Consider the following 21,764-nt stretch of genomic DNA (forward strand, 5'->3'; position numbering starts at 1 on the left):
CGTCCCGGATAATGAAACTATCCCAGAAGACTTGCATTTTTGCGAATTTCAATCAAGCGTTGTGCGGCTTTCGCCACTCGCGCCTCAAGCGCGATTGAGGTTGGTTACTGACGAGCGGATCAGAACTTGCTGGCGCGCCGTGCCATACGCATCGCCTGACGTGCACGTTTGGTGTCAGGCTGAGGTCCACCACCGTTTTGCCCTCTGCCACGCCCGCTCGGGCCCGACTTCGACATCGCATTGATGCCTGCGTTCATGCCTTTGTTCATCGCTTTTCGAATGAACATTTTGGTGATCATATTGATTAGTTGATTGGCGTTCATTGCGCCCTCCATGCCTGCTCGCATTATATCTAAGTTAGAAAGATGCCAAAAATAAGGCTCATTCCTCGAACATTTCAGATTGCCCGGCCATTTTTTCTTCGTCCTCATCCTCCTTGGAGGAAAGCGGCATCGTACCCGGTGGAGGTCGGTTTTCCAGCAACCCAGCAGAGCGCAGCTCTTTCAGCCCCGGCAAATCACGGGCACTCTCCAGTCCAAAGTGATCAAGAAACTCGGATGTAACCACAAACGTCACCGGCCGACCCGGCGTCATACGCCGGCGACCAAATCGGATCCACTCCATTTCCAGTAGCTGGTCTACTGTGCCACGACTAACGCTCACGCCGCGAATTTCCTCGATCTCGGCGCGCGTGACCGGCTGGTGATAGGCGATGATCGCCAGTGTCTCAATCGCGGCCCGGCTCAGCTTGCGCGTCTCAACCATTTCTTTTTGCATCAGGAACCCAAGGTCCGGTGCCGTACGCATCGCCCATGCATCGCCAACCCTGACGACCCGGACGCCGCGCCCCTCGTAGCGTTTGCGCAGATGCACCAGCGCTTCAGCCGCGTCACAACCATGCGGCATTCTTGCGTTCATTTCCTTGATCGTGACAGGTTCGGTACTGGCAAAAAGAATTGCTTCGCACATGCGCTCTTGCTCAGCCAAAGGAGGTGCTTCAAAAAGGCTTTCCTCTTTAGGTTCAATATCTTCAGGCATAACCCTCATCTTTCCTGCGCAGCTCGATTGGCGTAAAAACGTCATCCTGCCGGATTTCCACATGCCCCTCTTTGACCAGTTGCAGCGACGCCGCAAATGTCGCCGCCGTCGCCGAGCGCCGCTTCTTGGGATCACTCTCCCATCCGACAGGCAGATAATTCAGAATATCTGTCCACGTACCCGCAAAGCCAATCAATCCCCGCATGCGATCCAGTGCTTCTTCCATCGTGAAAACAGAATCGCGATCCATGACAAAGGGGCGGAATTCGTCGCGCGTTCTGATGCGCGCATACCCCTGCATCAAATCCAACAAAGTCGCCGAATAGTGCACCTTGCGCACGCGCGTCACGTCTTCGGGAATGCCACGTACAAAGAAATCACGCCCCTGTCTGTCGCGCGCCATCAGCTTGGCGGCGGCATCGCGCATCGCCTGCAATCGCTCCAATTGAAATGCCAGATGCGCCGCCAGTTCTTCGCCGCTTGGCCCTTCTTCTGTTGGGTCGGGCGGCAACAACAGGCGCGACTTCAAAAATGCCAACCACGCCGCCATCACCAGATAATCCGCCGCCAATTCAATCCTCAGCCGCTTGGCTTTTTCCACAAAGGCCAAGTATTGCTTGGCCAGTTCCAGAATAGAAATCTTGCGCAGATCCACCTTTTGCGTACGCGACAAGGTCAGTAACAGGTCAAGCGGCCCCTCGAAGCCGTCCACATCCACGATCAAAGCCTCCGCTGCCAATCGCTCGGCAACAGAAATCTCGCGTGTCTCTTCAAAATCTTCGTCGGCCATGAACCTGCCTGATCAGAACGCTTTAAGTTCCGCAGTCAGCGCCTCGATGTCAACCATTTGGGATGATTGCCGCAAACCCAGCACCCGTTCTGCCCGTGCCTGTGCCGCTGCTGTCATCTCGCCGCTGGCCTCGACCACCTCATGGAGCTCGTCAAGCTGCCCTTTGCAGTACAAGACGACGTCACATCCCGCCGCGACCGACGCGCGCGCGCGGTCAGCCAGCGACCCGGAGAGCGCCTCCATTGACAGGTCATCGGTCATCATCAGCCCGTCAAACCCGATTTCATCGCGGATCACCTGCATCATGGCTTCTGAAGTTGTGGCCGGCGCATTGTCAATGGCGTCAAACACGATATGCGCCGTCATGCCCATCGGCAAATCGTTTAGCGCCCGAAATGGTGCAAAATCCATTTCCAGATCTTCGCGCGGTACGGAAACGCGCGGCAAATCCTTGTGGCTGTCCGCAATTGCACGACCATGTCCAGGCATGTGTTTCATCACCGGCAAAACGCCCCCGGCCATCAAACCGTTTGCAACCGCACGGCCTATTTTCGCAACAGTTTCAGCATTATAGCCATAGCAGCGATTTTTCAAAAAGGGGTGCGTGTCCGAATGGGCCACGTCCAGCATGGGCGCACAGTTGGCATCCACGCCCAAGGCACGCAGCTCTAGTGCCATCATCCAATAACGTAGCGTCATGAAACGCACAGCGTCCGCGCCCGATGCGGCCACCTGATCCAGAGGCGGCAACCATTCGGTGGCCAAAGGCGCGCGAAACCGCTGCACTCGCCCGCCTTCCTGATCAACCAAAATCGGCGCATCATGCGAAACACAGTCGCGCAGTTCGTCACATAATGCGCGCACTTGATCGGCTGTCTCGATATTGCGTGCAAACAGGATAAACCCAAAAGGGCGCGCCGCACGAAAAAGCGCCTTTTCGTCTGATGTCAGCCGTGTCCCGTCACATCCTAGGATCGTCGCGCCGAACCTGCTCACCGGGTTGTCACCGGAATACAATCTGCGTTTTCCGCCTTGAGCGCTGAACACAGCCGCCGCGCGTCGCTCACATCGGCAAAACCCATTGCGCGCAGACGATAAAACACCTTACCGCCACTGCTCGCCTTTTGAATCACTCGGGTTTTGTCCCCCAGATAATCGCTGAACCGATCGCTCAACTTGCCCCATTCTACGGCGGCAATCTCTGGTGTCGCATAGGCGCCCAACTGCACCATTCGCGTGCCAACCGGAATTTCTGAAGGGTCTTCGATCACCTTGGGCGCCGCATCGATGGCGGGCGATGCTGAAGCAACCTCAAATGTCGCGCTCAGCGTCGCCGGACGCGCGACCGGACGCAACGATCGCTTGATCCCGCCCTGAATAACCGGGCGGCTTGGCTCAGGCTCTACCACCTCTTCGACATCAGAAAGCGCGGTAACCACAGGTGGTGTCTCGATCTGTGGATCATTTGCTAATGGCGTTGCCCCTGCGGCCAGTCGCGCAGCCAATTCTTCGACAGAAAGCGCCTCACCGGCTTGCAACGGTGGCGGGGCCACTATTTCTTGCGGGGCTGCGGTCGCCGTTTCCAATGTCTCTTTTTCAACGGCTGGTGTGCTTGTCGGCAACACTGCCGCATCATTCTCGTTCAGCGATATCGGCGCGGGCGCCAAAACCAGTCGATCCGCCGGGGCTCCGGCAGTACCATCCGCGGCAACAGTATTCACCGCCAACCCCTGATTTTCGGCAGGTCGTCCACCCGGTGTTTCTGGCTTTTCACGCATTGGTCCTTCCAGCGCGCGCACAACCGGTACCCCGCTGACATCTCGCACCAAAAGCTTGTAGCCCCAAACACATGTGCCCACCACCAGCACTACAGACACAAACGTGCCTGCCCAGCTCATCGCCTTGCCAGCATTGCGGGGTTCGTTTGGATCAACGCCCCGCGTTCCCATGGGAATATCTGCCATTATCGCCTCACTGCGCCGGCGATTCAGTGTCGCCGGGGTTATCTTGCCTTAGCCTCTATAACCCCGCGCGACGTGCAGTTTTATCGCATCTCCTGCGCGGGAGTTACGCCGAGAATACCAAGACCTGCGGAAATAACAACGGCAACGGCACGTGCCAGCGCAATTTTCGCCTGACTTGTGGCAACATCACCCTCTTGAATGAACCGCAACGATGGATCGTCATTGCCCCGGTTCCACAACGCGTGCAGTTCGCTGGCCAATTCGTAAAGATAAAACGCCACCCGGTGCGGCTCGTTTGTACGCCCCGCGATCTCAACCAACCGAGGCCATTCCGCCAGTTTTTTGGCCACATCAAGCTCTGCCGCGTGGTCCAGTTTCGACAGATCCGCCGCGATCAGCATAGCTTCATCCGAAGTAATTCCAGCCTCTTCTGCCTTGCGCAGAACCGAACACACCCGCGCATGGGCGTATTGCACATAAAATACCGGGTTGTCCTTGGATTGTTCCAGAACCTTGTCGAAATCAAAGTCCAGCGGGGCGTCGTTCTTGCGGGTCAGCATCACAAAGCGGGTCACATCCGCGCCGACCTGATCGACCACGTCGCGCAAAGTGACAAAATTCCCCGCCCGTTTGGACATCTTAAACGGCTCGCCGTTTTTCCACAGCTTCACCAGCTGCGTTAGCTTGATATCCAGCGGCACCTTGCCATCGCTCAGCGCCGAAACCGCCGCTTTCATCCGCTTGACATATCCACCGTGATCCGCACCAAACACATCAATAAGCGCGTCGAAGTCTCTGGAAACCTTGTCATAATGATACGCGATATCGGGCGCAAAATAGGTCCATGCCCCGTCTGACTTTTTCACCGGGCGGTCCACATCGTCACCATGCTCGGTTGACTTGAACAACGTCTGCTCACGCGGTTCCCAATCTTCGGGTTTTTTACCCTTGGGCGGCTCCAGCACACCTTCATAGATCAGGCCCTTGGCCTCCAGCGACGCCAACGCCGCCTCAATCTGGCCGGTTCCATAGAGCGATTTTTCCGAGTAGAAGACATCCATCTCTACACCCAGCGCCTTAAGGTCAGCGCGGATCAGGTCCATCATCGCCTCTGTCGCATACTCACGAACCGGCACAAGCCAGACATCCTCGGGCTGTCCCACATATTCAGCGCCGACTTTCGCCTTCAACGCCTGACCAACCTCGACCAGGTACTCACCAGGATACGTTCCATCCGGAAATTCAACCGCCTCGCCGTGTGCCTCGAGATAACGTAAATATACAGATCTCGCGAGAACATCGACCTGCGCACCACCGTCGTTGATGTAGTATTCGCGTGTCACATTAAAGCCGACAAAGTCCAACAGGCTCGCCAACGCATCGCCAAATACGGCCCCCCGTGTGTGCCCTACATGCAGCGGGCCGGTCGGGTTAGCAGACACATATTCTACGTTTACCTTGGCACCCTGTCCCAAAGTTGAACGCCCGAAATCAGCTCCACCTTCCAGCGCTGCCTTGACCAGCCCCTGCCACAGCTCCGGTGCAAGGCGTAGGTTCAAAAACCCTGGCCCCGCGACATCGGCACTTGTGACTCGGACATCAGCCGCCAGCTTTGATGCCAGCGCTTCGGCAATATCACGCGGCTTCATCTTGGCCGGTTTGGCCAAAACCATTGCGGCATTGGTCGCCATGTCGCCATGGGCGGCATCACGTGGCGGTTCCACCGCAACATTGGCAAAATTCAATCCCTCGGGCAGCGTGCCTTCGGTCTGCATTTTTTCCAGCGCGGCAATCACTAGCGCGCGCATCTCGGTAAAGAGGTTCATCAAACCCGTCCTTTTAGATTTGGCTCGGGTTTATCACCCTATACCGTCAGGTCAATGTCACTTGCCCATCAGCCGCGCGTGCTCCTGCAAGGCAAAACGATCCGTCATGCCCGCAATATAGTCGCTCACCATACGCGCGATCGCCGTTTTGTTCCCGCATCCGCGCACGTCATCATGCCAAGTTTCAGGCAGCAGCAGCGGATTTTCTATCAAAAGCGGAAACAAATCCTCAACGACTTCAGTGACTTCTTCCCGCATTTTGATAACCGAAGGCGCGCGATACATGCGCGTGAACAAAAACTTTCGGATCTCTTTAAGCTGGCTCCACAGTTCCGGCGTAAATTGCACAACCGGCACCCCAAGGTTTCGCACATCCTCCACTGATTGCGCACCGCTTGCCGCCAGATTGTCGCGTGCGGTGTCAATCACATCTGACACCATCACACCAAACACCCGCCGCAACCCTTCGTGGCGTCTTCGGATCGGATCCAATTTCGGGTATCTGAGATCCACCTCAGCGTAGCAATCTGCCACAATTGGCAGCTCGCAAATCTCGTCCTCACTGAACAGCCCAGCACGCAATCCGTCATGCAGATCGTGATTGTTGTATGCAATGTCATCGGCGAGTGCCGCCACTTGCGCTTCTGCGCCGGCATGGGTGTACAATTCAAGGTCATGCACAGCGTTGTAATCGGCCAGCGCATAGGGCAACTCTCCGACCACCGGACCGTTATGTTTTGCAATTCCTTCAAGGGTTTCCCAGGTGAGGTTCAACCCATCAAACTCAGCATAATGCCTCTCTAGCGACGTCACGATCCGCACTGCCTGCGCGTTGTGATCAAACCCGCCAAAGGGCGCCATCAGCGCGTCCAGCGCATCTTCTCCTGTGTGGCCAAACGGCGTGTGCCCAAGGTCATGCGCCAGCGCCACCGCCTCGGTCAATTCCTGATTGAGCCCCAAGGCGCCCGAAATTGTCCGAGCCACTTGGGCAACTTCAATAGAATGGGTCAGACGCGTGCGGAAATAATCCCCTTCGTGCTCGACGAACACTTGCGTCTTATGCTTCAGCCGCCGGAACGCGCTGGCATGTATTATTCGGTCCCGATCGCGTTGAAAACACGACCGAAAACTGCTTTCCTCCTCCGGAAAACGCCGTCCCCTGGCGTGTCCCGGATCAGAGGCATAGGGCGCAACCATGTCGCTGGTCCTTGTAGCCTGTCCTGACCCCCTCTATATTGCAGTTTGCGTCCGGGTAGAACCGGGCAAATCGCGCGAAACTGTTGTCAGGTGACAAAATGCAACTGCCTCCTAAAGTGACTGAACGGGCCTATGCCCGACTTGCCGAAATCGGTGCCGCATCTCAGGGTCAGGCGCTGCGTGTCGCGGTCGAAGGTGGAGGGTGTTCAGGCTTTCAATACGAGATCTCGCTGGACGCTCAGAAAGATGACGATTTGGTTCTCGAGAAGGACGGCGAAAAGGTGCTGGTCGACGCTGTATCCTTGCCATTTCTGACAGACGCAGTGATTGATTTCACCGACGAATTGATTGGCGCCCGGTTTGTCATCGACAACCCGAACGCCACAAGCTCGTGTGGATGCGGCACAAGCTTTTCTATGTAATTACAAACTGCTACGCGTCGAAGCTCGCGTATATCCCCAACGTTCCAACGCCAGCTTAAAACGGCCAACCCACGGGTAAGGTACGCCTTCGGGCTGCATCTGATCATACACAAGGAATACACCCGAACCGATCACAATACTAACGCCCAAGTAAATGTGCAGAGCAGGAAACTCACCAAAGAAGAGTGCGCCCAGAACCACCATCCATACAAACTGCAAATTCATCAGCGGCGTTACCGTATAAGCAGCCATCAGGCGCAGCGCGATCACTGAAAGCCATCGCGCCGCAAACAGCAGAACGCCATATGCCAGCATCCACATCACATCTGTGATAGGCATCGGTTTGAAAACAAACGGCAAAACAGCCGCCATAACAACAGCCAGAGACAGATTCGGGTAAAACACCTGTGCCAGCGAATTGTTCTCATGCTGCCCGATATAGCGGGCCAGCACCAACGACAATGTACCGCAAACACATGCAAAAAGCGCCACCAAATACCCCGTGGACACAGTGGAAATGCCGCCCGGAAACAGACACAACATGCCCACAAACCCCGCACACAAAGCGGCCCAGGCCATCGGTCGGACGTGTTCATGAAGAATTGGAGCCGAGAATAATCCGGCGAATATCGGCATCATGCCTATGAAAACAAACACTTCAGCGAGGGGCAGCAACCGGAATGCATGAAAAAACGCAACCGACCCAACCACGGTTAACGCCGAGCGCATTGCCATGGCTTTTGGGCAGATCGTCCTCAAACTCTGCCCCTCGCCTTTAAGCCGCGCAGCTCCCCAGCTCAGCGCGACCACCAGAAATCCTGACACCACAAACAACTGCGGCGCTGCATAGCCCGAGGCGATCAGCTTGGTAATCGCATCCGCCCCGGAAATCATCATCGTATAGAGCACCACCAATGCGGTGCCGACTAACGTTGCCCGCCTGCTTAACATCACGACGCCCCCACTAGTGAAGAAGCTCGCGCAAACCCCTGAAAAAACTCATCAAATGAATCGCAAGAGTTCTCTGCACAAGTCATGATCAACTGCGCATCCGGGCTCAGCGTTTCCAACACAGGTTCGCGCATCTTGTCCCAGTTTCCAGATCTGTCCTCATCCATGCGATACATGCATTCCGACAGTTCCCGCAGCGGGCCACCTGCCCCCACAGGCTTGAAAAACCCCATACGCTCAGCATCGAAGGCCCTGTTAAACGGCTTCCGATCGGTCGCTGCTAACATCCAGTTGCACACTAGATACTCATGGTAATCATCCTGCTGAGCCACGTGATCACCACTTTCGATCTCAAACATCGCAGTATGGCGCAAAAGCCAGTTTTCCCACAGCTCCGGAACCGGCAAATCTCCAAATTTCAAGGCGACGACAACTTCGGCCAACAGATCTGCGTTCTGTTCAAGAAAAGCCAGTAAACCTATGAATTCCAATGACTTTGCAGTTTCTGCACACAGCACAGGATCAATTCGCCCATACTCTGACAGATAGAACACTGCATGAGTCAGCTCATAAGCTGCTTTCTTGTTGGGCATCGCGAAAGTAGCTGAACGAGACATAAATCGACGCATACGCTCTTCCAATCCGCCATCTTCCGGCAGCGGATCTATTCCCCTGCGCGCCATCAACCGGCGCGCTTCCATCCGTTGCAAATCTGACAACTCCGCTTGCGCGAACCCTTGCTCCGCAACCCATTTTGATAATACCTCACCCTTGTTGCCCGCCATGCCCAGGTCTTCTAGATCCAGACAGATCGACAACAAAAACCGATAGTATTGAGGGAAAAACTGAAGCCGTTTTTCTACATTTTCATAGTATCCGGAATAAATGCTCAGAGCTGCGTCCCCCACATTTGCTTGGGTACACTCCAAAATGTTTAGCAGCTCGGCATTTTCCTTAAGCCAAAACACGTCATCCCCAAAGCGACGATGTTTGGCAAAGCTCTGCATGAGCGCCGCGTGGCGCTCTGCAGGTTCTTGCCGCTGGGACGGGACGATCAGTTGCACGACATTTGACATCACAAAACTTCCTTGTTCATTTTGTTCATCACAAGGCACACATGCGCCCCGTTCCCTAGCACCGACTTAAAGGCCAGAAGTGAAAAGCTCGGCGCCTTCGCCAGCTTCAGCTTTTGCACCCTCACGTGGGGCCAGACCGCTGGTGAACATTTGAACAAGGCCGCTTGTGAACATTTCAACCGCGTCACCGTCTTCTGCGGATGTGCCACTTGCCGACAGGCCGGATGTGAACATTTCCAGCCCTTCGCCATTGGACGCTTCGGCAGTTTCCTTGGGGGCCAGACCGGATGTGAACATTTGAACCAGACCGGACGTAAACATCTCTACCGAGTCACCAGTTTCCGCGGATGTGCTTCTTGCCGACAGCCCGGACGTAAACAGTTCCAGTCCATCGCCATTGGTCACATCCGCTTTTTCGCTGGGTGCCAGGCCGCTGGTGAACATTTGAACAAGTCCACTTGTGAACATTTCAACCGCGTCACCGTCTTCTGCCGATGTGCCACGTGCCGAAAGGCCGGATGTAAACATTTCCAGCCCATCGCCATTGGACGCTTCGGCAGTTTCCTTGGGGGCCAGACCGGATGTAAACATTTGAACCAAACCAGACGTAAACATTTCTACTGAGTCACCGGTTTCTGCGGACGTGCCGCTTGCCGACAGGCCGGATGTGAACATTTCCAGACCTTCTCCAGATACTGTTTCGGCGGTTGCGGATGGGGCAAGTCCGCTGGTGAACATCTGCACAAGCCCGCTTGTAAACAGAGCTGTGTCGGCTCCTGTCAATGCATCGCCAGCCATGTCCGCAGACAGTCCGGAAGTGAACATTTCAGTGAAATCGCCGTCTAAGGGGCTTGCTTGTGTGGAACGTACCGAACGCTGTGAAAAGGTTTCGTTAATCATTTCGTTAGATTTTTTCGAGAGCATTTTTGAATTCCCAGTTGATGTTTCGAGCCCCTTAACGCTTGCACCCATTCCGTGTTTTTCAAAACTATTTTTCTAGCTTAGCGAGTTATTTGATTAAACGATTACTTTAAGTTCACCTCGTAATATTCTGTTTTAATTTCTTATTTACCTCCAATTCGCGCCTGCAAATTTTTGCCATTTTGATGCCACTTTCTTGCCACATTTCGACTCAAATTGAGAGAATCGAACTGGCGTCACCTGCGAATCCCCGGTCATTTTCACCTTCATTCGGCCACCGAATCCGAGTGATTCCATGCTCGAGTTGGATGCAATTTCCGCGCGCTATTCGATCTGGCTTCATTCATTAAGCAGACTGGTTTTGGCAGAGAGGTACTTGCCGTCTCCTCACTTCCAGCCGATAGTTGCGCCAGACAATCGACCAGCTACGACTGAGTCATTCTGGCACGGCAACAGGCGACTGTACAAATTCAGAGGAAGCGCGATGAAAATTGCAACTTTCAACATCAATGGAGTCAAAGCACGGTTTGAAACGTTGCCGCGTTGGCTCGAAGAAGCAAAGCCAGACGTCGCGCTCCTTCAGGAAATCAAATCCATTGACGAGAACTTCCCGCGTGAAATTTTCGAAAATCTCGGCTATCAAGTTGAAACCCATGGACAAAAAAGCTTCAACGGCGTCGCAATATTGTCCAAGATCCCGCTCGAAGACGTCAAACGAGGCCTGCCGGGCGACGACACTGATGAACAGGCGCGCTATATCGAGGCGACAGTTATGGCAGAAACGCCAATACGCGTTTGCGGACTATATCTACCAAACGGCAATCCAACGCCCGGGCCAAAATATGATTATAAACTTGCATGGATGGAACGCTTGATCGCACGGGCAGAAACTCTTCTAGCCACAGAAGAGCCATTCCTCATGGCCGGAGACTATAACGTTATCCCCCAAGACGAAGATGCAACCCGGCCGGATGCGTGGCATTCCGACGCGCTTGGATTACCCCAAAGCCGCGCCGCATTCCGCCGTCTTCTCAACCTCGGACTAACCGAAGCATTTCGCGCCTGCACTTCCAACGCCGGCCATTATTCCTTTTGGGATTACCAGGCCGGGTCTTGGGATCGCAACGACGGTATTCGCATTGATCACTTCCTGCTTTCGCCGCAATGTGCCGATCTATTGCTCGACTGCCAAATAGACAAAGAAGAACGGGGCCGCTCTAAGCCATCCGACCATGTTCCGGTCTGGGTTGATCTTGCAGCCTAATCCCCAAACACCAATTCCGCATAGGATTGCGCCATGCAGTCCTATGCTAAACCTGTGTGCCGACAGGCACTCATTTAGATAAATCCAAAAATTTACGTGTTTTCGGTTTAGTCCGTTGTCACATCGTGACGATAGATCCAGTCAAACTGCCCCATCATCCGCCCTGGTGCCAATATGGATGCTGCGCGTAATCCAAAATGCGCCGCCATGCGGACCGGTGTAAAACTCAAATGATATTTCCAGGCATTTCCGGACGCCGCATCAACCACCCGCGCAACCCGGTCCTGACGGCGCTGTTGATATTGCGCCAGCCCTGTGTTGATGTCGGGTGCCTTTGCCAACGCGTCGCCTAAAACCCACGCATCTTCCATCGCCATGACCGCGCCCTGCGCCATAAACGGCAGCGTTGGATGCGCCGCATCCCCCAATAGTGCTACATTGTCCTTTTGCCAGATCGGTGCCACCGGGTGGCGGAACAATCCCCATTGACGCACATCTGAAACCGCGTTCAGAACCGCGCGCGCCTGACCGCCGAAATCTGCAAACCGTGCGCGCAGTTTGTTCGGATCATCCGCAATATGCCATCCCTCTTCGACCCATGATTGCCGCTCTTGCACTGCCACCATGTTCACCAGCGCTCCGCCCCGCAACGGATAGGTCACGATATGGCGGCGCGGCCCCATATGCACCTGCGCCACCGGACCGTGGTCCATCGTATTTGGCACGGTTGCGCGCCATGCAACCTGCCGGGTGAAGAACGGGGCCACCGTTCCATTCAGTGCAGACCGTGACTTCGAATGCAGCCCGTCCGCCCCTATTATCAATTGTGCCTTGGCCTCTGCGCCATTTGCCATTCGCGCAACCGGGCTTGATCCCGGCACCACTTCGGCAACCTTTTGCAACAACCGCACCTTCACGCCCGCATCGCGCGCTGCGCCAGCCAAAAGGTCAATCAAATCCGCGCGATGCACAAAATAGTATCGCGCATCCTCCGGCATCAGCCCCAGATCCAACCGCGCCACCAGTTTGCCGCCCGCGTAGTCGCGCAACTCAACCGCCTCGGCCCGAACCGCGCGCGATGCCAGTTGATCCTCCAGCCCCAACGCGCGCAGCACCGCAACACCGTTTGGGCTCACCTGCAAACCGGCCCCCACTTCGGTAATCGCCTCGGCCTGTTCCAATATGGCCACGTCCCCGCCGCGCTGGCGCAAGGCGATCGCCGCTGTCAATCCGCCAATGCCAGCGCCCAGAATACGTATTTTCAAACCGTTCAAATCCATGTCGGCCATATGAAACGAAAAACGCCGGAGCAAAAGCCCCGGCGCTTCGATTTTCTCAAATGACCGCGAAATCAGTCGTCGCGATGCACTTTTTCCCGGCGCTCGTGGCGCTCCTGCGCTTCGAGGCTCATGGTTGCAATGGGACGCGCGTCCAGACGTTTGAGTGAAATCGGCTCTCCCGTCACGTCGCAATATCCGTATTCACCCTCATCGATCCGGCGCAACGCCGCGTCGATCTTAAGCACCAGCTTGCGCTGGCGGTCGCGGGTGCGTAATTCAAGCGCCCGGTCCGTTTCTTCACTGGCGCGGTCGGCCACATCGGGGATATTGCGGGTACTGTCCTGCAACCCTTCGATCGTGTCGCGGCTTCCCGCCAACAGTTCGTCTCTCCAGTGAAGCAACTTGCGGCGGAAATATTCCACCTGTCGCTCATTCATGAACGGCTCGTCTTCTGCGGGACGGTAATCGTCGGGCAGGAAAGTTTCTGCTTTCATTTCTGCTCCCTCATCGCGGCCAACGTCTCGTGGTGTAATAGTAACTTCAGACATCGAACCCCCCTTCTCTGGGCCTGCAAATACCCCTTTGATCAGGGATTGTCACTACCTCTTAACAGTGCATTGCGGACAAAATATGTTCAGGATAGGGTGCCGGGCGGAGCGAATAGAAAACAGGCAACCGGGCGGGGTTTTTTCCATGAAATTCAATGGCACCAGCGATTACGTGGCAACCGAGGACCTGACAATTGCGGTCAACGCAGCCGTCACACTCGAGCGTCCTCTTCTGGTTAAGGGCGAACCTGGCACCGGAAAAACCGAACTTGCACGTCAGGTCGCATCGGCACTTGGCCTGCGCATGATCGAATGGAACGTCAAATCCACAACACGCGCCCAACAAGGTCTCTATGAGTATGACGCCGTGTCCCGTCTGCGCGACAGTCAGCTGGGAGACGAACGTGTGTATGATATTGCAAACTACATAAAACGCGGAAAGCTTTGGGATGCGTTCGACGCAGACGAAAAAGTCGTTCTACTGATCGATGAAATCGATAAGGCTGATATCGAGTTTCCCAATGATCTCTTGCAGGAACTCGATAAGATGGAGTTCCACGTCTACGAGACCGGCGAAACCATTCGCGCCAAGCATCGCCCGATCATCATCATCACCTCTAACAATGAAAAAGAGCTGCCAGACGCATTTTTGCGTCGCTGTTTCTTTCACTATATCCGATTTCCTGACGCCGACACGATGAAACAGATTGTCGAAGTGCACCACCCCGGCATCAAGGACGCCTTACTGACAACGGCCCTGACCCAGTTTTATGAGATCCGCGACACTGCCGGGCTTAAGAAAAAGCCTTCCACGTCGGAAGTGATCGACTGGCTAAAGTTGCTGTTGGCCGAAGACCTCGATCCCGAGGATCTCAAGCGAGATGGTTCCAATGCCCTACCTAAATTGCATGGTGCGTTGCTAAAAAACGAACAGGACGTGCATTTGTTCGAACGTCTAGCCTTTATGGCGCGGTCCGGTCGTTAACGTGACAAAGATCGGGGCGGCCACATGCTAAACGCTTTTGCCGACCCGATAATTCCAATCTTTGCGGTTCTGGTGCTTGGCTATGTTTTGGCTCGCAGCGGCGCGATGGAGATCGCACAGGCCAGTGCCATCAATCGCTTTGTTTTTTACTTGGCTGCACCTGCGCTTGTCTTTTCCGTTATCGCCTCCGCCCCGACCAGCGGTATAGACTGGGCGGTTGTGCGCCTTTACTTCGCCTGCGAAGTTATTGTTTATACTATTATTTTCTGTGTTGCACGGTTTGGCTTCTCGCGCCCGTTGGGCGAAGCCATTCTGCTAGGCATGGCCGCCGGGTTTTCCAACCACATCTTTTTTGTACTGCCCATATCCACTGAACTTTATGGCCCCGACGCCGCGCTGCCATTCTCTGGAATCGTGATCGGGGATGCGATCATTTTTTGTTCCACCGTGTTTTTGGTTGAATTGTTTGGCACTGGCGCAGCCAATCCGGCCCGCGCGCTGCGATCTCTATCCCGCAATCCATTTGTGTACGCACCAGTTTTGGGTGTCGCTGCGTGGAATTTGCCAAATCTCGTGCCCTCCGGCATTCACACCTTCACCCATTTTGCCGGAGCCGCCGCCGCGCCGACCTCCCTCTTTGCGCTCGGGATTGTGTTGGCCGCGGCGCCACTGAATCGGCTTGGCACAATGATGTGGATCCTCGTCGGAACCAAGCTCGCGCTTCAGCCTACATTGTTTAAACTTGGACAACAGGTTGTCACCTCCGAGGGGCTTTCTGCGCTGATCCCCTTTCTCATCGCAGCCGGTCCTTGCGGTGCGATGCCATTTGTTATTGCGACACAATATAATGTGCAGAGCGAAACCATCGCCAAGGCCATTCTGATCTCTACTTTACTCTCCGTATTGTCACTCGCAGTTCTGACCTGACAGGAACGTACCCAACAACCGCCGCGCGAAAGCCGAAAGCGCTTCACATTCTTGCCCCAGCCCCGTCTTATGGTACCCTCAACAAACAATTAGTGATCGCAGCGAGCAGGACATTCCATTAATGGCAACCGCCAAAACCCCAACGATCCGCGCGCTGCGCTCCTCTGATGAGGCAGACTGGCGTCACCTATGGACTGCCTATTTGCAATTTTATGAAACATCTGTGCCAGAAGAGGTTTACCAATCCACCTGGGCGCGCCTTTTGGGCGACGATCCCCAAGACTTTTCCTGCCTGGTTGCAGAACAGGATGGGCACCTAGTTGGCTTTACACATTACATGTTCCATCGCCACGCGTGGAAAGTTGAAAATGTCTGTTATTTGCAAGACTTGTATGCCGATCCTAATGTGCGCGGAACCGGCATAGGCCGCCGACTGATCGAAGCTGTCTATGCTGCGGCAGACGCTGCTGGCGCTCCATCAGTCTATTGGCTCACACAAGATTTTAACACCACCGCCCGCCAGCTTTACGATCGCGTGGGCAAATTGACACCTTTTATTCGGTATAATCGCCCGTGAAATTTCGTTTTGTTATTCCAGTTCTTGTTGCCTTGGGCGCCTGCGCCCCGTCGGGTCAAATAGACACGCCCACCCGCGCGGCTGTTGCTGATTCCACGCTTCCACCGATGAAGAGCTTTGCCACACCGCGCCCCATTCCGGCCTCCCGATCCAACCGGGACATTGCCCGCGATTTTCTTGACTTGGCGTTTGAGCTTGAAAGCGGGCGCGAACTCACCATCTTGACCCGCTTTGAAGGCCCGATCACTGTTCGCGTCACCGGTAAAACACCCACCGGGCTGATGCCTGACCTCAATCGCCTGATCACACGTTTGCGCAACGAGGCGCGGATCGACATTCGGCTGGTCAATGACCGCAACGCCAACATCACGATCCAAACCGTGTCTCGCCGCGACATCCGACGCGCTCTGCCACAAGCCGCGTGTTTTGTTGTGCCCAACATATCGAACTTGTCGCAATACAAATCCGCGCGCCGCAAGGCCCAGACCAACTGGGCTCTCTTGGAATCCCGCGAAAAGCTGGCGATATTCCTGCCAAATGACACCAGCCCCCAAGAGGCGCGCGATTGCCTTCATGAAGAGTTGGCACAGGCGCTCGGCCCGCTGAACGATCTCTACCGCCTGCCCGACAGCGTTTTCAATGATGACAATATTCATGCGGTGCTTACTGGATTCGATATGACCATCCTGCGCGCGTTTTACGATCCCGCGCTGCATACCGGCATGACACGTGATCAGGTTGCGGCACAGCTTCCCGCGATCCTTTCCCGTATCAACCCGCAGGGCCAAAACATCCCTTCGCGGCCATTGCGCTCAACGCCGCGTTCGTGGATTGATGCTGTACAAACGGCCCTCGGCCCCGGCACCACGCCTGCTGGACGCCGTATTGCCGCGCGTCAAGCTCTCGACATTGCCCAATCCGAAGGATGGCAGGATCACCGCCTTGGATTCTCGCATTACGCCATGGGCCGCTTGTCGCAAGGTCAGGATATCAACACCGCGCATACCCATTTCCTACAGGCAGACCGCGCCTATGCCACCGTATCGCAATTCGGCCCGCACCGCGCGTTTGTTGCAACCCAGCTTTCGGCCCACGCCATCTCCGCAGGTCGCAGCCAAGAAGCGCTGGAACGCATCAACCCACAACTCGCCCCCGCCGCTCAGTTTGAAAACGCTGCGCTTTTGTCCACTCTTATGCTGCTGCGCGCCGAAGCACTGGAACTTTCAGGCAAACACCAAGAGGCGGCAAATGTGCGTCTGGACAGTTTGGGCTGGGCGCGATACGGATTTGGTCCGGACTGGGCAGTGCGCTCCAAATTGCGCGAAATCGCCTCGCTCAGCCCGATCAAGGGGAGCTTCTGACGCATCATGTTTGTCATTATCGGTATCGTTCTGGGCGTCATCATCGGCGGCGGGCTGGCCAAGAAACGTGGCGGGAAACGCCTCGATATCCTGCAATATGCCGCCGTTTACGCGATTGCTTTTGCCATTATTGGTATGTTCGTCACAATCTTCATCCACCGCATGAGCATGTAACCCTATGTTCCTGAGGTTTTTCGATAATTTGCGATCCAGCGGTGTTCCCGTCTCGCTGCGCGAATTCCTCGGATTTCTACAGGGCCTGCGCGCTGGCCTCGCCACTTATGATGTAGAGGCGTTTTACTACCTCGCCCGCACCATCATGGTCAAAGACGAGCGTAACATAGACAAGTTCGACCGCGCCTTTGCCTCAACCTTCGAAGGGCTGGGCAACATTTCCATAGAAGAGGTTCTTGAGGCCGTCGACATCCCCGAAGAGTGGATTCGCAAGATGGCTGAGAAACATCTCTCCCCCGAAGAGATGGCCGAAATTGAAAGCCTCGGTGGCTTTGACAAACTAATGGAAACCCTCAAGGAGCGGCTCAAGGATCAGGAAGGCCGCCATCAGGGTGGCAATAAATGGATTGGCACCGCTGGGACGTCACCCTTTGGGGCCTACGGCTACAATCCCGAAGGGGTGCGCATCGGCCAAAAGGAAAGCCGCCACCAACGCGCGGTCAAGGTTTGGGACAAGCGTGAATTCAAAAATTTTGACGACACAGTCGAGCTCGGCACCCGCAATATCAAAGTCGCACTCAAACGTCTGCGCAGCTGGGCCCGCGAAGGGGCCGCAGAAGAGTTAGACCTGAACGGCACCATCCGCGCCACCGCTGAAAACGGGTATCTTGACGTCAAAACCCGCCCCGAGCGCCACAACGCGGTCAAGGTTCTGTTGTTCCTGGATGTGGGCGGTTCGATGGACCCTTACATAAAGGTTGTCCAAGAACTGTTCTCCGCCGCCCGGGCTGAGTTCAAGCATCTGGAATATTATTATTTTCACAACTGCCTGTACGAAGGTGTCTGGCGCGACAATCGCCGCCGGTGGAACGCGCAAACCCCAACACACGAGGTCTTGCGGACTTATGGCCCTGATTATAAATGCATTTTCGTTGGCGACGCCTCCATGTCACCTTACGAGGTTGCCTATCCGGGTGGCGCCAACGAGCACTGGAATGCCGAAGCTGGTCAAGTCTGGCTGGAACGCGCTCGCGAACAATGGGGCTCCAACCTCTGGATCAACCCCATCCCGGAACGGCATTGGCAATACACACAATCCATCAATATGATCCGTGAGATTTTTGAGAACCGTATGGTCCCCATGACCCTAGAGGGGCTCGAACGCGGTATGCGGGAATTGACCCGCTAAACCGCCATTCGCTGTGGCTGATACATTAATAAAGTCCACGTATGCCAAGCATTACGGCCATGGTACTGCGCGCCCTATCCCAACTCCGCCAAAAAATAGAATCTAGAAAACTACGTCCTTTTGTTGCGACAAAAAAGCTATCTTTTGCAAAACTGATACCGCAGGCTGGCTCATGAACTAAATTTTGCGCGCGAAACGGGATGAAAAGATAATGAAACCACCATTAACTGATTTACCAATTCCAACTGCCGACAAAGGGTTTTACAGCGGTTTCAGCGTCAATGTGACCGTTGTGTCCAAAATAATTATCAGCGTTCTGGTCGTATGGTGCATCTTTTGGCCGGTGCAGGCAGGGGCAACTTTAGGGGCATGGAACAGCGTCATTCTGAACAATTTCGCGGCATGGTACATCTGGGTTGTAGCGCTGTTTGTCATTGTCTGTTTGGGGCTTGCGGCGTGGCCACCTGGTGGGCGCATTCTATTGGGCAAGCCGGGCGACAGGCCCGAGTTTTCAAACTTTTCGTGGTTTTCGATGATGTTTGGCGCCGGGATTGGCGTCGGTATGCTCACATGGGCGGTTGCCGAACCGGTTGCGCATTTTCAAAATAATCCGAGCGTCATTCAGGGCCTGACGACCGGCGGCAGTGCCGACAATATTCGCACTGCTTATGTCTGGTCATTCCTGCATTGGGGTGTCGGCGCATGGGCGTGTTACGCCATTATCGGTCTGGCTCTTGCATTTTTTGCCTATCGGCGCGGTTTGCCGCTCACGATCCGTTCGGCGCTGACGCCGCTGTTTGGCAAAGCGCTTTCCGGTACATTGGGACACATCATTGATATCGTTGCCGTGGTCGCAACCATCCTGGGCGTTGCGCAAACACTCGGATTTGGTGTGGATCAGTTTGTTGCGGGCCTGACACGTATTGGTATTGGCGGGCTGGTACACCCAGACGGCGCAACAGACGCAGCCGGTGCAAGCATTGCCGGGTCCGTGAACTTTATCGGCATCATTGTGGCGTTGGCCTTCATTATGGGTGCCTCAACACTCTCCGCCCTCTCTGGCGTCGGTAAAGGTATCAAATGGCTATCCAACATTAACATGGTACTTTCCATTGTTCTGTTGGGATTTTTCATCCTGTTTGGCGCGACGTGGTTCGGCGCAACAGCTCTGGTTGTGGGCTTGTTCGATTACCTTCTTGCGCTGCCCTACCTTAGCTTTAACGTCTACCGCTCTGATGGTGTCGAAGGCTCCGAAGCTTTCCTTCTAGCGCAATGGCAGGGCTGGTGGCCGGTGTTCTATTGGGCTTGGTGGATTGCGTTTGCCCCGTTTGTTGGCCTGTTTCTGGCGCGTATTTCCAAGGGTCGTACAATCCGCGAATTTGTTCTGGGCGCCATGCTTGTGCCGGGTCTGATGTGCTGTGTCTGGTTCTCTTGGGCCGGCGGCACAGCGATCGACCTCGAACTCAATGGCGGCGCAAGCGGTGTCATCTTTGATGCGGCCAATGGTGATAAAATCTTTGCAATGACCGAATTCATGCTCGCGCCAATTGCACAGGCGCTAGCGTGGGGCATGGCGGTGCTGATCGTCGTCTTGCTAATGACATTTCTTGTCACATCTGCGGACTCTGCCGTGTTGATCGTGAACACGATTAATGCTGCTGGCGACGAAGGCCCCAAGGCACGGCCCCACATCCTCTTCTGGGGTGCCGCGCTTGCGCTTGTTGTCGGGGGCTTGTTGCTGTCAGGCGGCACCAGCGCCATTCAGACCGCGATGGTGATTGGCGCGCTCCCATTTTCGCTGGTTATGGTGCTGATGTGCTTTGCGCTTATCAAGGCCATCTACAATGACGTACGACGCGAGGCTAAGGGTGTGCCAACCACCTACGATGAAATCGCGGGCGAAGCGACAACCTGAGCTGAGCCTGCACTCAAAAACAAACGCCCTGTCGCTATACGCGTCAGGGCGTTTTTCGTTGTAAGAAAAATGATCACACGATCATCACCAGCCAATAGTCGCCCAAATACTTCTTTCTCACGTCGCGCCAAATTCGCGCTTGCCCATTCGGACGCCTTCCGCTCTCCTGCTCGCATTCAACGGAGATGCCAATGCCTCGCCACTTCTCACCGTCCGAATTTACCACACGCCAATCCAACGCGCGCGCGTCGCTATCGGAACATGGTCTGGATGCCATCTTGCTCTTCGCGCCCGAAAGCCACTATTGGCTGACCGGCTATGACACGTTTGGATTTGCCATGTTCCAATGCATGGTCATGACCGCTTCAGGTGACATTCATCTCCTCACCCGCGCACCAGACCGTCTCCAGGCATTACAAACCTCAACCCTGTCCGCCGATCACATCCACATCTGGACCGATATCGAAGGCGTCGATCCGATCTCAAACCTCACCTCCCTGCTCGCCACTCTGGGCCTTTCCAGTGCAAAACTTGGCTTCGAATCCCGCACCGCCGGTCTCACTGATTATTGGGGCCAGCGCCTGCGCTCGGCCCTGCCCGATCTGCACGACGCCTCAGACATCTTTCCCGCCCTGCGTCGCCACAAATCGGATGCCGAGGTCGCAATGCACCGCAGCGCCGCTGCGTTGTCCGACGATGCGCTTGACGCGGCCCTTGCCAGCACACAGGCCGGAGCCTTTGAGGGCGATATCCTGGCCGCCATGCAATGCGCAGTATTCAAAGGGGGTGGCGACTATGCTGGTAATGAATTCATCATCGGCTCAGATGCCGCCGCTTTGCTCTGCCGCTCTGCATCCGGGCGGCGACACCTCGCCCCCCAAGACCAGCTCACACTCGAATGGTCAGGCGCGTTTGCACGCTATCATGCCGCAATGATGCAAACCCTGATAATCGGCGCGCCCTCTGACACTCATCGCCACATGCACGCCGCCGCGTCTCACGCGTTGGCCGCCTGTGAAACCGCCATTCGCCCCGGCGCGCCAATGGGCGACGTTTACGAGGCGCATGTCGCCGTATTTGACGCGCACGGGTTGTCTCATGCCCGCCTCAACGCCTGTGGCTACGGAATGGGCGCGGTTTTTGCGCCGATCTGGGTCGATTTCCCAATGTTCTACCGCGACAACCCCACCATCATGCTCAAGAACCAAGTGTTCTTTCTCCACATGATCCTGATGGATGACAGCACCGGCCACGCCATGTGCCTTGGTCATTCTGTGCTGGTCACGGATCAGGGCTGCGAACGACTCTCGCGCCATGCCCCTGACCTTTTCGTGCTTTGACTTGCCCACCGAGCACAGC

Annotated in this window: 22 protein-coding genes; 10 read left to right on the plus strand and 12 right to left on the minus strand. The window is 55.4% G+C overall.

The annotated features are described in order from the left end of the window. Positions 1-119: 119 nt before the first annotated feature. The 7 genes from CLV88_RS00140 to CLV88_RS00170 form a co-directional block, all read right to left on the minus strand. Entirely contained in the window at positions 120-323 is a 204-nt protein-coding gene (locus CLV88_RS00140; RefSeq protein ID WP_133169891.1) for a hypothetical protein, read from the minus strand. A 58-nt stretch (positions 324-381) separates the two neighbouring features. Then, positions 382-1,038 (minus strand): SMC-Scp complex subunit ScpB, encoded by a 657-nt coding sequence (scpB, locus tag CLV88_RS00145; RefSeq protein ID WP_106606356.1) that lies wholly within the window; start codon positions 1,036-1,038, stop codon positions 382-384. Next, a complete protein-coding gene (locus CLV88_RS00150; RefSeq protein WP_106606357.1) occupies positions 1,031-1,828 on the minus strand; it encodes a segregation and condensation protein A in 798 nt (265 codons plus the stop codon). The genes scpB and CLV88_RS00150 overlap by 8 nt, the downstream gene beginning before the upstream one ends. Before the next feature lie 12 nt (positions 1,829-1,840). Beyond that, positions 1,841-2,824 (minus strand): beta-N-acetylhexosaminidase, encoded by a 984-nt coding sequence (gene nagZ, locus CLV88_RS00155; RefSeq protein WP_106607026.1) that lies wholly within the window; start codon positions 2,822-2,824, stop codon positions 1,841-1,843. Then, positions 2,821-3,792: an SPOR domain-containing protein gene (locus tag CLV88_RS00160; protein WP_106606358.1), complete on the minus strand. Its 972-nt coding sequence runs from the start codon at positions 3,790-3,792 to the stop codon at positions 2,821-2,823. Before CLV88_RS00160 ends, nagZ begins: the two co-directional genes overlap by 4 nt. Positions 3,793-3,872: 80 nt before the next feature. Further along, on the minus strand, positions 3,873-5,618 hold the full coding sequence (argS, locus tag CLV88_RS00165) for an arginine--tRNA ligase (RefSeq protein WP_106606359.1): 1,746 nt from the start codon (positions 5,616-5,618) through the stop codon (positions 3,873-3,875). 57 nt (positions 5,619-5,675) lie between these two features. Continuing rightward, entirely contained in the window at positions 5,676-6,815 is a 1,140-nt protein-coding gene (locus CLV88_RS00170) for a deoxyguanosinetriphosphate triphosphohydrolase (RefSeq protein WP_106606360.1), read from the minus strand. Between the two features lie 98 nt (positions 6,816-6,913). On the opposite strand from CLV88_RS00170, the gene CLV88_RS00175 reads away from it, so the two are divergent. Next, positions 6,914-7,237, plus strand: coding sequence for a HesB/IscA family protein (locus CLV88_RS00175; protein ID WP_106606361.1), 324 nt, complete (start codon positions 6,914-6,916; stop codon positions 7,235-7,237). Here the strand turns inward: CLV88_RS00175 and CLV88_RS00180 are convergent, their stop codons facing one another. From CLV88_RS00180 to CLV88_RS00190, 3 genes are all read right to left on the minus strand, one after another. Further along, positions 7,238-8,188: a DMT family transporter gene (locus CLV88_RS00180; protein WP_106606362.1), complete on the minus strand. Its 951-nt coding sequence runs from the start codon at positions 8,186-8,188 to the stop codon at positions 7,238-7,240. After that, entirely contained in the window at positions 8,188-9,264 is a 1,077-nt protein-coding gene (locus CLV88_RS00185) for a DUF6902 family protein (RefSeq protein WP_106606363.1), read from the minus strand. The genes CLV88_RS00180 and CLV88_RS00185 overlap by 1 nt, the downstream gene beginning before the upstream one ends. A gap of 66 nt (positions 9,265-9,330) precedes the next feature. Beyond that, positions 9,331-10,188 carry a DUF6749 family protein gene (locus CLV88_RS00190; RefSeq protein WP_165798773.1) on the minus strand — a complete coding sequence of 286 codons (858 nt, stop codon included), beginning with the start codon at positions 10,186-10,188 and terminating at the stop codon, positions 9,331-9,333. A 481-nt stretch (positions 10,189-10,669) separates the two neighbouring features. Here CLV88_RS00190 and xth point away from each other — a divergent pair, with 481 nt between their 5' ends. After that, a complete protein-coding gene (gene xth, locus CLV88_RS00195) occupies positions 10,670-11,449 on the plus strand; it encodes an exodeoxyribonuclease III (protein WP_106606365.1) in 780 nt (259 codons plus the stop codon). A gap of 107 nt (positions 11,450-11,556) precedes the next feature. Here the strand turns inward: xth and CLV88_RS00200 are convergent, their stop codons facing one another. Both CLV88_RS00200 and dksA read right to left on the minus strand, forming a co-directional pair. Continuing rightward, on the minus strand, positions 11,557-12,729 hold the full coding sequence (locus CLV88_RS00200) for an FAD-dependent monooxygenase (RefSeq protein ID WP_106607027.1): 1,173 nt from the start codon (positions 12,727-12,729) through the stop codon (positions 11,557-11,559). Between the two features lie 71 nt (positions 12,730-12,800). Continuing rightward, positions 12,801-13,223, minus strand: a complete 423-nt coding sequence (gene dksA / locus CLV88_RS00205; RefSeq protein ID WP_106606366.1) for an RNA polymerase-binding protein DksA — start codon at positions 13,221-13,223, stop codon at positions 12,801-12,803. 199 nt (positions 13,224-13,422) lie between these two features. Here dksA and CLV88_RS00210 point away from each other — a divergent pair, with 199 nt between their 5' ends. The 8 genes from CLV88_RS00210 (at position 13,423) to CLV88_RS00240 (ending at position 21,745) form a co-directional block, all read left to right on the plus strand. Then, positions 13,423-14,262 (plus strand): AAA family ATPase, encoded by an 840-nt coding sequence (locus CLV88_RS00210; protein WP_106606367.1) that lies wholly within the window; start codon positions 13,423-13,425, stop codon positions 14,260-14,262. A gap of 24 nt (positions 14,263-14,286) precedes the next feature. Next, complete coding sequence (locus CLV88_RS00215; RefSeq protein WP_106606368.1) at positions 14,287-15,189, plus strand: AEC family transporter; 903 nt, start codon at positions 14,287-14,289, stop codon at positions 15,187-15,189. Between the two features lie 121 nt (positions 15,190-15,310). Further along, the gene (locus CLV88_RS00220; protein ID WP_106606369.1) at positions 15,311-15,766 is read left to right on the plus strand and encodes a GNAT family N-acetyltransferase; all 456 of its coding nucleotides are present in this window, start codon (positions 15,311-15,313) and stop codon (positions 15,764-15,766) included. After that, on the plus strand, positions 15,763-17,127 hold the full coding sequence (locus CLV88_RS00225; protein WP_106606370.1) for a DUF2927 domain-containing protein: 1,365 nt from the start codon (positions 15,763-15,765) through the stop codon (positions 17,125-17,127). Before CLV88_RS00220 ends, CLV88_RS00225 begins: the two co-directional genes overlap by 4 nt. 6 nt (positions 17,128-17,133) lie before the next feature. Continuing rightward, positions 17,134-17,301, plus strand: a complete 168-nt coding sequence (locus CLV88_RS22910) for a hypothetical protein (RefSeq protein ID WP_165798774.1) — start codon at positions 17,134-17,136, stop codon at positions 17,299-17,301. A 4-nt stretch (positions 17,302-17,305) separates the two neighbouring features. Continuing rightward, positions 17,306-18,490, plus strand: a complete 1,185-nt coding sequence (locus CLV88_RS00230; RefSeq protein ID WP_106606371.1) for a vWA domain-containing protein — start codon at positions 17,306-17,308, stop codon at positions 18,488-18,490. Positions 18,491-18,701: 211 nt separating this feature from the next. Further along, positions 18,702-20,405, plus strand: coding sequence for a BCCT family transporter (locus CLV88_RS00235; RefSeq protein WP_106606372.1), 1,704 nt, complete (start codon positions 18,702-18,704; stop codon positions 20,403-20,405). 191 nt (positions 20,406-20,596) lie between these two features. Further along, positions 20,597-21,745 (plus strand): M24 family metallopeptidase, encoded by a 1,149-nt coding sequence (locus tag CLV88_RS00240; RefSeq protein WP_106606373.1) that lies wholly within the window; start codon positions 20,597-20,599, stop codon positions 21,743-21,745. Positions 21,746-21,764 lie beyond the last annotated feature (19 nt).

This window comes from Shimia abyssi (assembly GCF_003014475.1).
In the GTDB taxonomy this organism is placed as follows: Bacteria; Pseudomonadota; Alphaproteobacteria; order Rhodobacterales; family Rhodobacteraceae; genus Shimia; species Shimia abyssi.